This is a genomic window from Nocardia anaemiae NBRC 100462 (assembly GCF_001612725.1).
GTDB classification, from domain to species: Bacteria; Actinomycetota; Actinomycetes; order Mycobacteriales; family Mycobacteriaceae; genus Nocardia; species Nocardia anaemiae.
Genome location: NZ_BDAZ01000025.1, coordinates 39179 through 52043, shown reverse-complemented (window position 1 = coordinate 52043; position 12865 = coordinate 39179). Strand labels below are relative to the sequence as shown.

The window sequence follows — 12865 nt, the reverse complement described above, 5'->3', positions numbered from 1 at the left end:
CGCGACGGGATTGCCGGGCAGTCGGACCACGTTCGATCTCGATGAAAGGCAACCACTACGGAGGAGACAAGACATGTCGGATGCGATGAATGGAAAGAAGCTGCTCGTCATCGGGGGAGGTTCCGGAATCGGGCGGCAGATCGCCGCGGACGCTCTCGCTGCGGGGGCACATGTCGTGCTCGCGGGCCGGGACCGCGAGGTCGTCGATGGCGCGGTCGCCCGTATTGCGGACGAGGGTGTTCTCGACGCGGCCGCGCTGGGATCGCGAGTGCTCGGTGCGACCGTCGACTTGAACGATGAGGATTCGATCCGCCTGCTCGCCGAGCAGATCGGCGATCTGGACTACCTGGTCTCGGTGGCCGCCGCACACGCCAATGGTCCGGTCACGCAGTTGGATCGAACCGCGGTCACACGGGCTTTCGATGCGAAGGTCATCGGCCCGATCCTGCTCGCCAAGCACTTCGCCACCCGAATCCGCGGCGAGGGAGCGATCCTCTTGTTCTCCGGCGTCGCGGCTTGGCGGCCCGCGCCAGGACGGTCGGTCATGGCAACCGCCAACGGCGCGGTGAGCTTCCTCGCCGAAGCGCTCGCGGTCGAACTCGCCCCGATCCGCGTGAACGCATTGTCCCCGGGCATTGTCGATTCCGGATCCTGGGACGGATTGGGCGCGGACAAACAACCGTTCCTCACCACCGTCGCCGCCGCCAACCCCGCCCGCCGATTCGGCCGACCATCCGACATCTCTGCCGCCGCCCTGCTAGCCCTCACCAACCCATTCCTGACCGGCACCACCCTCCACATCGACGGCGGAGGCCGCCTGGCATGAACATCACCAGTCGGATTCACCATTGCGCTGAGCGGTCGGATCACCGCCCAGCCAGGAACTCGTCTTCTGCTGGATAGTCGAAGAACCGGCGGAAGTATGGATCGTTGTCAGCGGGCAGGATTCGCGAGGGATCGCCGGATCTTGCCGCGGACATCAGCCAGTCGAGTTGCGCGGCAACGGTTGTCGCGTAGTCGCCGACCGGTTGATAGCCGAGTGCGGCGGCCGCGGAGGTGTCGAGGATGACGGGGTGGGCCGAGTCCCATGGTGTGCGGCCCAATGGCTGATCGTCGAGCAGGACCTCGGCCCAATCGTGCACGAGATGACGGGCGACGATGCGGGAAATGGCGAGGGCAGTCGGAGCGTCCGGGTCCGCGATGTTGAGGATGCGAGTGCCGGGATTGTGCGCGACGGTTTCGACCAAAGCCGCGATATTGGCCGCAGCGGTGGTGTGGACGATCCCACTGCCTCTGCGGCGCAGCAGGACCGAGCGGCGCCCATCAAGTATTCGCTTTACGAAGACCCATTCGCGTGGGCGACGGTTGCCCACTCCATGGACTCGCGATGGTCGTAGCACAGTGATGGGGAGGCCGCTGTCGAGCGAGACCTGCTCTGCGGCAACCTTGTTCGCTCCGTAACCAGCGCGGGAGTTGTAGTCGATATCGCCGGGCGGCATTGTCGGTGCGGTTTCGTGTAGTGGGCCGTCGAATCGAGGCTCGATATCCGAATTCGCGTGGTTGCCAGCGGCATCGATGTATACCGCCTTGCTGGACAGCAGTACCGTCGAACCGGCTTCCGCCGCTAGTTCCACCAGGGCTCGAGCGTGGTCGGCGGTGTAGCAGGCGCAGTCGACGAGGAGGTCTACTCCGGCGGCCAACTCCCGCTGTATGTCGGCGCGATCCGCGGCGATGAAACTCACACCGGCCGTATGGAGGTCGCGGGCAGGCGGGTGCGTCCCGTCACTCGCACCTGCCAGCCCGCAGCCGTCAGCCGCAATGCGATAGCGCATCCGATCACACCGGACCCACCCACGATCAGTGCATCAGGCATCATTCGAGCCTAGAGCCCGCCTGGTCTGTACAGGCCATCAGTTAGCTGAGGCGAGCTCATCCCTGCGGCGCCGCAGAAAGGTCTGTTCTGCGGTGTTGTCTGTGCGGGCGATGGCGGCGTCGTAGGCCTGAATTGCCTCTGCGGTGCGGCCGAGTCGGCGTAGGAGGTCGGCGCGGATCGCGTGGTAGAGATGGTGATTCGGTAGATCGATTATAAAGAGCAGCGGGAGCGCCGCATCAGGCCCGTGGACTTCACCGACCGCCACCGCGCGGTTCAGCGCCACCACCGGAGTCGGTGCTATGGCGGCCAATTGGTCGTAGAGTTGCAGGATTTGTTGCCAGTCGGTGGATTCCGGGTCGGGGGCGTCGGCGTGCACGGCGTTGATCGCGGCCTGGATCTGGTAGGGGCCGGGTTGGTTGCGGCGCAGGCACTCTCGGACCAGGGCGTGGCCTTCGGTGATGAGGGCGCGGTCCCAACGGTGACGGTCTTGCTCGCGAAGCGGCACGAGCGACCCGTCCGGTGCGGTGCGTGCGGCGCGGCGCGATTCGGTGAGCAGCATCAGCGCGAGCAGTCCATGTACTTCCGGTTCGTCAGGCATCAACTCGATGAGTAAGCGCCCCAAGCGGATTGCCTCGGTGCACAGGTCGGTGCGTATCAGCCGATCGCCCGAGCTGGCGGTATGGCCCTCGGTGAAGATGAGATAGATGACGGCCAGTACCGCGCGCAGGCGGGCGGGCAGGTCGGCGTCGCGCGGGAGCCGGTAGGGGATGCGGGCGTCGCGGATCTTGCCCTTGGCGCGGACGAGGCGTTGCGCCATGGTCGATTCCGAAGTCAGGAAGGCATGCGCGATTTCGGGTGTGGTGAGACCGCCGAGGAGTCGCAAGGTCAGTGCCACTTGGGCATTCAGCGATAGTGCCGGGTGGCAGCAGGTGAAGATCAGTCGGAGGCGGTCGTCCTGGACGGCGCTCATATCGTCGGGTTCGTTGTCGGCGTGCAGGAGTGCGGCCTCGGCATGGCGATCATCGCGAGATGCCTCGCGCCGCAGGCGATCGATGGCTCGGTTGCGTGCGGTGGTGATGATCCAGCCGGGCGGGCTCGGTGGGAGTCCGTCGGTCGGCCAGCGTTGTACGGCGGCGGTGAACGCGTCCTGCACCGCGTCCTCGGCGATGGTGATATCGCCGAAGACGCGGATCAGGCTGGCGACCGCGCGGCCGTAGTGTTCGGTGAATACGGCCGCGATCGCGGCGTCGGTGCTCAATGATCGGCCACCGGACGGACCTCGATCGGCAAGGTGATCACGGCGGCCATCTTCTTGCCCCAGTCGAGCGCTTGGTCCAGATCGGCCGCCTGAATGACGGTGAATCCGCCGATGTGCTCCTTCGTTTCGATGTACGGGCCGTCGGTGACGAGCATGTCGTTGCCTTGGGCCCGCACCACGGTGGCGGTGCTCGGCGCATGCAGGCCCGCGGCGAAAACCCAGGCGCCCGCGGCACGCATCTCGTCGTTCAGCGCGTACAGATCGCGCATGATCTCGTCGAGATTGTCCGGCGGCGGCGTGTCGTCGGGCTGATAGATGCTGAGCAGATACTCCTTCACGACTCCTCCTCATCCCCGCTGGTAGGTGGCGATCACGACGCCGGTGGGGGTGGTGGCGCTATCGACGAGTCGCAGTTCGCCGAGATCCGCGCCCTCGAACAGCCGCCGCCCGCCGCCGACCACGATCGGATGGATCAGCAATAGATACTCGTCGACGAGATGATGGCGCATCAACGTTTGCAGCAGATTGCCGCTGCCGAGCACCACCAGATCCTGCCGCAGTCCGCGCACCGCGGCGACGACATCGCCGCCGAGCAGCGTGGAGTTTTCCCATGGCAACGGTTCGGTCAACGTCCGGGATGCGACGAACTTCTCGGTCTTGTTCAGTACCTCGGTGTACGGATTGTCGGTCTGATGCGGCCAGTAGCCGTAGAACTGCTCGTAGGTCCGGCGTCCGAGCAACAGCCCCCCATGATGGGTCGCCATATGTTCGCCCATCACCCGGGCCTGCACCGGGTCGTCGTGGCGATGCGCCCAGCCGCCGTGGCGGAAACCGTCCCGTGGGTCCTCATCGGCCGCGCCGGGGGACTGCATGACGCCGTCCAGGGTGAGGTGCTCGACCGCGATGATCTTGCTCATGGGGAGTCCTACCTTTCCGTTGGCCGGTCGGTTACCGGCTTCACCACCTACACGAACGGCCCTATGGCGGATCGACATCGCGGAGAGAAATCGGTCGGATATTTCGGTGCCTGCCGAAATATCTCGGCGCGATCATGGAGTGATGCAAACCCGAGGAGCCGAGCTGGCCGGACTGGCGTCCCTGCTGGCCGACCGCACCCGCGCCGATATGTGCCTGGCCCTGGTCGACGGTCGCGCTTGGACGGCGGGTGAGCTGGCCCGCCATGCCGGGGTGGCGCCATCTACCGCGACCGAGCATCTGAACCGGCTGTTCGACGGCGGTCTGCTCATCGAACGCCGTCAAGGCAGGTACCGCTATGTGCAGCTGGCTGATCCGCAGGTCGCCGAGTTATTGGAGACCATGGTCGCCCACCTGGAACCGGTACGTCCGCAGGCCACGACGCTCCGCGCGTCCACTGCGGCGGCCGCCCTGGCCCGCGGCCGCACCTGTTACGACCACCTCGCTGGCCGACTCGGCGTCGCGATCACCGCTGCCATGATCGAGCGTGAACTGCTCGACGACGAGACCGGGTTCGCCCTCACCGAGGCGGGTTTGGCCTGGCTGACGGGGCCGATGGGCATCGAGACGAACACGCTGCGCACTCGCCGCCCGACCGCCCGGCCCTGCCTCGACTGGACCGAGCGCCGCACTCACCTCGGCGGTGCCGCGGGAGCGCAGTTGTGCCGCCGACTGCAGGCACTGGATTGGGTGCGGCGAATCGGGTCCGGTCGCGCTGTGCGTCTCACATCGAAGGGTGAGATCGGTTTACGCGAGACGCTCGGTATCGATCCCGCAACGGTTGCCTGAGCCGGAGCCCGCTTCGCGCATCCGCGCGGCGGCTGGCCACACTTGCCGTGCTCCAGCATGTCTTCGAGTGCGGAATCTCATCGACGTGGTTGACCCGCCATCTTCCCGGGTATCACTGCCCGGGCGATGCGGAATCGCCTGGTGATGTGGGACGGTAGCAGTAGGCCAGGACCCGGTTGATGAATGGGCTTGCATAATCGTGCATAATCATCACATGGTTGATTCATCGGGTAGCCCGGTGTTGCGGGTTGCGGTGGCCGGTGCGAGTGGATACGCCGGTGGTGAGGTGCTGCGCCTATTGCTGGGCCATCCGGCCTACCGCGACGGGCGCCTGGTCATCGGCGCACTGACCGCGGGCTCGAATGCGGGCAGCAAGCTGGGGGAGCTCCAGCCGCATCTGCTGCCGCTCGCCGATCGTGTACTAGCGCCGACCACGCTCGACGAGCTGGCCGGACACGATATCGTCTTCCTCGGCCTGCCGCACGGGCAGTCCGCTGCCATCGCGGAGCAGCTTCCGGAGTCGACGGTGATCATCGACTGCGGCGCCGACTTCCGGCTGACCGATGCGTCGGCCTGGGAGAAGTATTACGGCACCAGCCACGCGGGCAGCTGGCCCTACGGCCTGCCGGAGCTGCCGGGCGGACGTGACCGGCTGCGCGGCGCGCGCCGGATCGCCGTTCCCGGTTGCTATCCCACGGTCGCGAGTCTCGCGCTGGCACCGGCGATCGCCGCCGGAATCATCGAACCGAAGGTGAATGTGGTTGCGGTGAGCGGTACTTCGGGCGCTGGCCGCAAACTCGATATCGGTCTGCTCGGCTCCGAGGTGATGGGTTCGGTGCGGGCCTACGGCATCGCGGGCGCACATCGGCACACCCCGGAGATCGCGCAGAACCTGCAGGCCGCCGGTGGTAGTGAGGTCGCCGTATCGTTCACCCCGGTGCTGGCGCCGATGCCGCGCGGCATCCTCGCGACCTGCACGGCCCCGACCCGAGTCGATGCCGAACAGGCTCGCGCGGTCTATGAAAAGGCTTACGCCGATGAACCATTCGTGCAGTTGCTGCCGGAAGGCACACTGCCGCAGACGGGTTCGGTGCTCGGCTCCAACGCCGTCACCCTCCAGGTCGCGGTGGATGCCGACGCCGGACTGCTCGTGGTGATCGGCGCGATCGACAACCTGACCAAGGGCACCGCTGGCGCCGCGGTGCAATCCATGAATCTGGCCGTCGGATTCGACGAGACCGCAGGACTTTCCACCGTAGGAGTGGCACCGTGACGACGATCGAAACCTCGGAAGGAAAACTGGTCCGGAGCCAGGGCGTGACCGCACCGCTCGGCTTCCGGGCGGCGGGCATCGCCGCGGGCATCAAGGCCAGCGGCAAACCCGATCTGGCACTGGTATTCAACGAGGGGCCGGAATACGCGGCCGCTGGTGTGTTCACCCGCAACCAGGTGAAGGCCGCACCGGTGCTGTGGTCGCAGCAGGTGCTCACCGGTGGCCGGTTGCGCGCGGTGATCCTGAATTCCGGTGGGGCCAATGCCTGTACCGGTCCGGGCGGATTCCAGGACACCCACCGGACCGCCGAGGAATTGGCCAAGGCGCTGAGCAATTGGGGCACCGAAACCGGCGCGGGCGAAATCGCGGTCTGCTCAACGGGTTTGATCGGCGATCGGCTGCCGATGGACAAGGTCGTACCGGCCGTCACCGAGATCGTGCACGAAATGGGCGGCGGCCTGTCCGGCGGACTCGATGCGGCACACGCGATCATGACCACCGACACCGTGCCCAAGGAAGCTGCCTTCCACCACCGCGACAAGTGGAATGTCGGCGGCATGGCCAAGGGAGCTGGCATGCTCGCACCGTCGCTGGCCACCATGCTGGTGGTGCTCACCACCGATGCCGCCGCGAGCGCCGAACAACTGGATCGCGCACTGCGCAACGCGACTCGGCTCACCTTCGATCGGCTCGATGTCGACGGCTCCTGCTCCACCAATGACACCGTGCTGCTGCTCGCCAACGGGGCGAGCGAGGTCGCGCCGTCACAGCAAGACCTCGATGCCGCGGTGCTCGCGGTCTGTGACGATCTGGCCGCCCAACTGATGGCCGACGCGGAGGGCGTGACCAAGCGGGTGCTGATCACCGTCGCCGGTGCGGTCTCCGAGGACGAGGCGCTGATCGCGGCGCGCGCCGTCGCCCGCGACAGTCTGGTCAAGACCGCGCTGTTCGGTTCCGACCCGAACTGGGGCCGGGTGCTCGCCGCCGTCGGCATCGCCCCGATCACCTTGGATCCGAACCGGATCTCGGTGTCGTTCAACGGAAATCCGGTCTGCGTGGACAGCGTCGGCGCGCCAGGTGCGCGCGAGGTCGACCTGTCCGGCACCGATATCGAGGTGCGGATCGAACTGAATGTCGGTGACGGAACCGCCACCGTGCGCACCACCGACCTGTCGCACGGCTATGTCGAAGAGAATTCGGCCTATAGCTCATGACCAGCGATGCGGTGCAGGAACTTTCGGCATTGGACAAGGCGCACGTCCTCGCCGACGCGTTGCCGTGGCTGCAGAAGTTCCGCGACAAGATCGTGGTCGTCAAATACGGCGGCAACGCGATGATCGATGCGGAGCTCAAACAGGCCTTCGCCGCCGATATGGCGTTCCTGCGCACCGTCGGCGTACATCCGGTGGTGGTGCACGGCGGCGGACCGCAGATCAGCGCGATGCTGAAAAAGCTCGGTCTACAAGGCGAATTCCGCGGCGGCTTCCGCGTCACCACACCCGAGGTGATGGACGTGGTGCGGATGGTGCTGTTCGGTCAGGTCGGGCGCGAACTCGTCGGGCTGGTCAACGCGCACGGTCCGTACGCGGTCGGCATCTCCGGTGAGGACGCGCGGCTGTTCACCGCGACCCGGCGCACCGTCGATGTCGATGGCGAGGCCACCGATATCGGTCTGGTCGGCGATGTCACCGAAGTGAACGCCGACGCCGTGCTCGACCTCATCGGCGCGGGGCGCATTCCGGTGGTCTCCACCATTGCCCCGGACGCCGACGGCGTGGTGCACAACATCAATGCCGACACCGCCGCCGCCGCACTCGCCGAGGGCATCGGCGCGGAAAAGCTGGTGATCCTGACCGATGTCGAGGGCCTGTACACCAACTGGCCGGACCGTTCGTCGCTCACCTCGCGCATCGACGCCGCCGAACTAGCCGAGTTGCTCCCGCGACTGGATGCGGGCATGGTGCCCAAGATGGAAGCCTGCCTGCGCGCCGTGCAGGGCGGGGTGCCGACCGCACATGTCATCGACGGTCGGGTCCCGCATTCGGTGCTGTTGGAACTGTTCACCGGAGAAGGAATCGGAACGATGGTGACGCCCGCCCCGCTCCCGACGAGCGCGGCGGACACACTGAACGGAACGAAAATATGAGTGACACAGCAGAGCTGCAACAGCGGTGGTCCGCCGCGTTGATGAAGAACTACGCCACCCCCAAGGTCGCGCTGGTGCGCGGTGCCGGTGCGGTGGTCTACGACGCGGACGGCAGACGCTACATCGACTTCCTCGGCGGTATCGCGGTCAACAGCCTCGGTCACGCCCATCCGGCGATTCTGGAAGCCGTTACCCAGCAGCTCGGCACGCTGGGCCACACCTCGAATATCTACGCCAACGAACCGGTCATCGAACTGGCCGAACGGCTGCTCGCGCACTTCGGCGACGGTGAATTCGGCGACGGCCACGGACGCGCGTTCTTCTGCAACTCCGGCACCGAGGCCATTGAGGCGGCGTTCAAAATGGCGCGGCTGACCGGTCGGCCCAAGATCATCGCGACCGATGAGGCCTTCCACGGCCGGACCATGGGCGCGCTCGCGCTCACCGGACAGCCGTCCAAGCGGACGCCGTTCGAGCCGATGCCCGCCGGTGTCGTCCATGTGCCCTACGGCGATGCGGCGGCGCTCGAGGCGGTTGTCGACGAGGACACCGCGGCGGTATTCCTCGAACCGATCATGGGGGAGAGCGGCGTTGTCGTGCCGCCCATCGATTACCTGGTGAAGGCACGCGAGATCACCGCGCGCCACGGTGCGCTGCTGGTGCTCGACGAGGTGCAGACCGGTATCGGCCGGTGCGGAAAGTTCTACGCGCATCAGGCATTCGGCATCGTTCCGGATGTGATCACCCTCGCCAAGGGGCTCGGCGGCGGACTGCCGATCGGCGCGGTGCTGGCCACCGGACCGGCCGCCGATCTGCTGACGCCCGGCCTGCACGGCACCACCTTCGGCGGCAATGCTGTCTGTGCCGCTGCGGCTTTGGCGGTGCTGCGGACCATCGATGAGACCGATCTGCTCGCGCACGTCGAATCCGTCGGCAAGCGGCTCAGCGACGGCATCGAACTGCTCGAGCACCCGCTGATCGATCATGTGCGCGGCGCGGGCCTGTTGCTCGGTATCGTGCTGACCGACGATATCTCGGCCGAGGTCGAGAATCGGGCGAGGGAGGCGGGCTATCTGGTGAATGCGCCCAAGCCCAACATCATTCGGCTCGCGCCGCCGCTGGTGCTCACCGAGACCCAGTCCGACAATTTCGTCGGCGATCTGCCCGAGATCCTCGACGGTGCGATCGCGGACGCCAAGGGGGCCAAATGAGTACACAATCGCCGAGCGATTCCACGAGGGGCGGCCCGGTCCGGCACTTCCTGCGCGACGATGACGTCAGCCCTGCTGAGCAGGCCGAAATCCTCGCGCTCGCAGCGGAATTGAAGAAGGATCCGTTCGCGCGCCGACCGTTGGAAGGTCCGCGCGGGGTCGGGGTGATCTTCGAGAAGAACTCCACCCGCACGCGGTTCTCGTTCGAAATGGGTATCGCGCAGCTCGGCGGGCACGCGGTGGTGGTCGACGGTCGCGACACCCAGCTCGGACGCGAGGAGACGCTCGGCGATACCGGCAAGGTGCTCTCACGCTATGTCGATGCGATCGTGTGGCGCACCTTCGAACAGGTGCGACTCGACGAAATGGCCGCCACCGCAACGGTTCCGATCGTCAACGCGTTGTCCAACGAGTTCCACCCCTGTCAGGTGCTCGCCGATCTGCAGACGCTCGTCGAGCGCAAGGGCAGTCTGGTCGGACGCAACCTCACCTACTTCGGTGACGGTGCGAACAATATGGCGCACTCGCTGCTGCTCGGTGGTGTGACCGCCGGGCTGAACATAACCATCGCCGCGCCAACGGGTTTCGAGCCGCTGCCGTGGATTCTGGAGGCCGCGCGCAAGCGGGCCGCCGAGACCGGTGCGACCATCACCCTCACCGGCGATCCGGTCGCCGCCGCGGCGGGTGCCGATGCTCTGGTGACCGACACCTGGACCTCCATGGGGCAGGAGAACGACGGTCTCGATCGCGTCGGCCCGTTCCGTCCGTTCCAGCTCAACGACGATCTGCTTGCCAAGGCGCAGCCGGATGCCGTTGTGCTGCATTGTCTTCCGGCGCATCGCGGTGAGGAGATCACCGATGAGGTGCTAGACGGACCGCATAGTGTGGTGTGGGACGAGGCGGAAAACCGGCTGCATGCGCAGAAGGCACTGCTGGTGTGGTTGTTGGCCAAGCGAGGTGAGGCGCGGTGAGTGTCTGTGGTGCCGCGGGAGTGACAGGCTCGAAGGCGGTCTGTGGCCACATCGGTCCGCGATTCGACACGGCGTTCGCGCGGCTCGGCGCGAGACGCGGCAGCGAGGCTCGGCCATGACAGTCCAACCCGACGCGGGTAAGTCCGCCCCTGCTATCGCTCGAACCCGCGCCGGTCGCCAGTCCCGCATCATCGAACTGCTGACGGCGCATGCGGTCCGCAGTCAAACCGAACTCGCCGCACTGCTCGCCGCCGAAGGCATCGAGACCACCCAGGCCACCCTGTCCCGCGACCTCGACGAACTCGGCGCAGTGAAGTTGCGTGCCGCCGATGGTGGTGCGGGTGTCTATGTGGTGCCCGAGGACGGCAGCCCCGTGCGCGGCGTCACCGGCGGCACCGATCGCCTGTCCAAACTCCTCGGCGACCTGCTGGTCTCCACCGACTCCAGCGGCAATATCGCCGTGCTTCGTACCCCGCCCGGCGCCGCCCACTACCTGGCCAGCGCCTTGGACCGCGCCGCGCTGCCCTTCATCGTCGGCACCATCGCGGGCGACGACACCATCGCCGTAATAGCCCGCGAGCCCCTCACCGGCGCCGAACTAGCCGCCAAGATCGAGGAACTCGCCTGAGCCGGGATCCCATCCGCACGCTGCGATGGTGACGCATACCCAGTGCCTACCTCGCATAGGGCACAACCTATGCGTAGGCACTGCGTATGCGATGCGATCGCAGGGTCAGCCGAAGGGGTATTGGCCGCCGCCGCCGCGCGGGGTGTTGCCGGGGGTGCCTACGTTGATGATGTCTTGTACGAGGTCGACCAAGGCGCGGCCGATGTCGAGGACGTCGTTGCCGAGGGTGCTGAATTCTCCTGCTATGAGGTGCAGCAGCATTGGGTCCGTCCTTTGCCCGCTCCGACAGTTACCGGATAAAGCGTGACATAGGCGCTAGGGGGTGCCAAGGTGCTACCGAGAAGGTGGAACTCGGACCCGGTTGTGAATGGGCTTGCATCATCGTGCATAATCATTTGCATGACGGTGCGGGCCGCCTGACGTGCGATTTGGGCGCGTCGGTGAGCGCCGCGCCCCGCCGCCCGCGGATGCGGGCACGACCTGCAGACAAGCACGAAACCGAGGAGCACAAAGACATGTCCGAGCGCGTCGTACTCGCCTACTCCGGTGGGCTCGATACCTCCGTTGCGATCAGCTGGATCGGCAAGGAGACCGGCGCCGAGGTCGTGGCGGTCGCCATCGATCTGGGCCAGGGCGGCGAGGACATGAATGTGGTGCGCCAGCGCGCGCTGGACTGCGGCGCCGTCGAGGCGATCGTGGTCGACGCGCGCGACGAATTCGCCAACGAATACTGCCTGCCGACGATTCAGGCCAACGCCATGTACATGGGCCAGTACCCGCTGGTCTCGGCGATCAGCCGTCCGCTCATCGTCAAGCACCTGGTCGAGGCCGCCAAGTTCCACGGTGCCAGCACCGTCGCGCACGGCTGCACCGGTAAGGGCAACGATCAGGTCCGCTTCGAGGTCGGCATCGGCGCGCTGGCCCCCGACCTGAATGTGATCGCCCCGGTCCGCGATTACGCCTGGACTCGGGAGAAGGCCATCGCCTTCGCCGAGGAGAACCAGTTGCCGATCAATGTCACCAAGAAGTCGCCGTTCTCGATCGACCAGAACGTGTGGGGCCGCGCGGTGGAGACCGGCTTCCTCGAGGACCTCTGGAACGCGCCGACCAAGGACGTCTACGACTACACCTCGGACCCGACGGTCAACTTCGAAGCGCCCGACGAACTCATCGTCACCTTCGACAAGGGTGTGCCGGTCGCCGTCGACGGCCGCCAGGTCAGCGTGCTCGAGGCCATTGTCGAGCTGAACCATCGTGCGGGCCGCCAGGGCGTCGGCCGCCTCGATATGGTCGAGGACCGGCTCGTCGGCATCAAGAGTCGTGAGATCTACGAGGCCCCCGGCGCGATCGCGCTGATCACCGCGCACCAGGCCCTGGAAAACGTCACCATCGAGCGCGAATTGGGTCGCTACAAGCGGCAGGTCGAGCAGCGCTGGGGCGAGCTTGCCTACGACGGCCTCTGGTTCTCCCCGCTCAAGCGCGCGCTGGACGCCTTCGTCGCCGAAACCCAGCAGCACGTCACCGGGGAAATCCGGATGGTGCTGCACGGCGGTTCGATCGTGGTCAACGGCCGCCGCTCCGAGCAGTCGCTCTACGACTTCAACCTGGCCACCTACGACGAGGGCGACACCTTCGATCAGTCTCTCGCCAAGGGTTTCGTGCAGATCCACGGCCTGTCCTCCAAGGTCGCGGCGCGCCGCGACCTCAACCAGAAGTAGGGCTTGCGCCTTCGCTCGGGCCA

At 66.4% G+C, this 12865-nt stretch carries 15 protein-coding genes; 9 read left to right on the top strand and 6 right to left on the bottom strand.

Annotated features, from left to right (window positions below; all coding sequences use genetic code 11):
• The first annotated feature begins 73 nt into the window (after positions 1–73).
• The gene (locus tag NA5_RS16485; RefSeq protein WP_062986731.1) at positions 74–826 is read left to right on the top strand and encodes an SDR family oxidoreductase; all 753 of its coding nucleotides are present in this window, start codon (positions 74–76) and stop codon (positions 824–826) included.
• Positions 827–866: 40 nt separating this feature from the next.
• On the opposite strand, the gene NA5_RS16480 is transcribed toward NA5_RS16485, so the two are convergent.
• The 5 genes from NA5_RS16480 to NA5_RS16465 are packed head-to-tail and all read right to left on the bottom strand — an operon-like array spanning position 867 to position 4048.
• A complete protein-coding gene (locus NA5_RS16480; protein WP_218020101.1) occupies positions 867–1742 on the bottom strand; it encodes an NAD-dependent epimerase/dehydratase family protein in 876 nt (291 codons plus the stop codon).
• Positions 1739–1873 (bottom strand): hypothetical protein, encoded by a 135-nt coding sequence (locus NA5_RS42860; RefSeq protein ID WP_281201719.1) that lies wholly within the window; start codon positions 1871–1873, stop codon positions 1739–1741. The genes NA5_RS16480 and NA5_RS42860 overlap by 4 nt, the downstream gene beginning before the upstream one ends.
• A gap of 37 nt (positions 1874–1910) precedes the next feature.
• Positions 1911–3131 (bottom strand): RNA polymerase sigma factor, encoded by a 1221-nt coding sequence (locus tag NA5_RS16475; RefSeq protein WP_062986729.1) that lies wholly within the window; start codon positions 3129–3131, stop codon positions 1911–1913.
• Positions 3128–3469: a YciI family protein gene (locus NA5_RS41810; RefSeq protein ID WP_062986727.1), complete on the bottom strand. Its 342-nt coding sequence runs from the start codon at positions 3467–3469 to the stop codon at positions 3128–3130. The genes NA5_RS16475 and NA5_RS41810 overlap by 4 nt, the downstream gene beginning before the upstream one ends.
• Positions 3470–3478: 9 nt before the next feature.
• Entirely contained in the window at positions 3479–4048 is a 570-nt protein-coding gene (locus tag NA5_RS16465; RefSeq protein ID WP_062986725.1) for a dihydrofolate reductase family protein, read from the bottom strand.
• A gap of 142 nt (positions 4049–4190) precedes the next feature.
• On the opposite strand from NA5_RS16465, the gene NA5_RS16460 reads away from it, so the two are divergent.
• The 7 genes from NA5_RS16460 (at position 4191) to NA5_RS16430 (ending at position 11124) form a co-directional block, all read left to right on the top strand.
• A complete protein-coding gene (locus NA5_RS16460) occupies positions 4191–4895 on the top strand; it encodes an ArsR/SmtB family transcription factor (RefSeq protein WP_062987195.1) in 705 nt (234 codons plus the stop codon).
• 214 nt (positions 4896–5109) lie between these two features.
• Positions 5110–6168 (top strand): N-acetyl-gamma-glutamyl-phosphate reductase, encoded by a 1059-nt coding sequence (argC, locus tag NA5_RS16455; RefSeq protein ID WP_062986723.1) that lies wholly within the window; start codon positions 5110–5112, stop codon positions 6166–6168.
• Positions 6165–7382 (top strand): bifunctional glutamate N-acetyltransferase/amino-acid acetyltransferase ArgJ, encoded by a 1218-nt coding sequence (argJ, locus tag NA5_RS16450; RefSeq protein WP_062986721.1) that lies wholly within the window; start codon positions 6165–6167, stop codon positions 7380–7382. The genes argC and argJ overlap by 4 nt, the downstream gene beginning before the upstream one ends.
• The gene (argB, locus tag NA5_RS16445; protein ID WP_062986719.1) at positions 7379–8314 is read left to right on the top strand and encodes an acetylglutamate kinase; all 936 of its coding nucleotides are present in this window, start codon (positions 7379–7381) and stop codon (positions 8312–8314) included. The genes argJ and argB overlap by 4 nt, the downstream gene beginning before the upstream one ends.
• Positions 8311–9525, top strand: coding sequence for an acetylornithine transaminase (locus NA5_RS16440; protein WP_062986717.1), 1215 nt, complete (start codon positions 8311–8313; stop codon positions 9523–9525). The genes argB and NA5_RS16440 overlap by 4 nt, the downstream gene beginning before the upstream one ends.
• Positions 9522–10496: an ornithine carbamoyltransferase gene (gene argF / locus NA5_RS16435; protein ID WP_062986715.1), complete on the top strand. Its 975-nt coding sequence runs from the start codon at positions 9522–9524 to the stop codon at positions 10494–10496. Before NA5_RS16440 ends, argF begins: the two co-directional genes overlap by 4 nt.
• Before the next feature lie 115 nt (positions 10497–10611).
• Complete coding sequence (locus tag NA5_RS16430; RefSeq protein WP_062986713.1) at positions 10612–11124, top strand: arginine repressor; 513 nt, start codon at positions 10612–10614, stop codon at positions 11122–11124.
• 105 nt (positions 11125–11229) lie between these two features.
• Here the strand turns inward: NA5_RS16430 and NA5_RS40415 are convergent, their stop codons facing one another.
• On the bottom strand, positions 11230–11385 hold the full coding sequence (locus NA5_RS40415) for a hypothetical protein (protein WP_157110450.1): 156 nt from the start codon (positions 11383–11385) through the stop codon (positions 11230–11232).
• 254 nt (positions 11386–11639) lie between these two features.
• Here NA5_RS40415 and NA5_RS16425 point away from each other — a divergent pair, with 254 nt between their 5' ends.
• On the top strand, positions 11640–12842 hold the full coding sequence (locus NA5_RS16425) for an argininosuccinate synthase (RefSeq protein ID WP_062987193.1): 1203 nt from the start codon (positions 11640–11642) through the stop codon (positions 12840–12842).
• Positions 12843–12865: the final 23 nt, after the last annotated feature.

What these genes read in the sequence shown, in the direction of transcription:
- argF (WP_062986715.1), top strand. Translation starts at nt 9,522, where the DNA reads ATGAGTACACAATCGCCGAGCGATTCCACGAGGGGCGGCCCGGTCCGG.
- NA5_RS16440 (WP_062986717.1), top strand. Translation starts at nt 8,311, where the DNA reads ATGAGTGACACAGCAGAGCTGCAACAGCGGTGGTCCGCCGCGTTGATG.
- NA5_RS16465 (WP_062986725.1), bottom strand. Translation starts at nt 4,048, where the DNA reads ATGAGCAAGATCATCGCGGTCGAGCACCTCACCCTGGACGGCGTCATG.
- argC (WP_062986723.1), top strand. Translation starts at nt 5,110, where the DNA reads ATGGTTGATTCATCGGGTAGCCCGGTGTTGCGGGTTGCGGTGGCCGGT.
- NA5_RS16485 (WP_062986731.1), top strand. Translation starts at nt 74, where the DNA reads ATGTCGGATGCGATGAATGGAAAGAAGCTGCTCGTCATCGGGGGAGGT.
- NA5_RS16460 (WP_062987195.1), top strand. Translation starts at nt 4,191, where the DNA reads ATGCAAACCCGAGGAGCCGAGCTGGCCGGACTGGCGTCCCTGCTGGCC.
- NA5_RS42860 (WP_281201719.1), bottom strand. Translation starts at nt 1,873, where the DNA reads ATGCCTGATGCACTGATCGTGGGTGGGTCCGGTGTGATCGGATGCGCT.
- argB (WP_062986719.1), top strand. Translation starts at nt 7,379, where the DNA reads ATGACCAGCGATGCGGTGCAGGAACTTTCGGCATTGGACAAGGCGCAC.
- NA5_RS40415 (WP_157110450.1), bottom strand. Translation starts at nt 11,385, where the DNA reads ATGCTGCTGCACCTCATAGCAGGAGAATTCAGCACCCTCGGCAACGAC.
- NA5_RS16430 (WP_062986713.1), top strand. Translation starts at nt 10,612, where the DNA reads ATGACAGTCCAACCCGACGCGGGTAAGTCCGCCCCTGCTATCGCTCGA.
- NA5_RS16425 (WP_062987193.1), top strand. Translation starts at nt 11,640, where the DNA reads ATGTCCGAGCGCGTCGTACTCGCCTACTCCGGTGGGCTCGATACCTCC.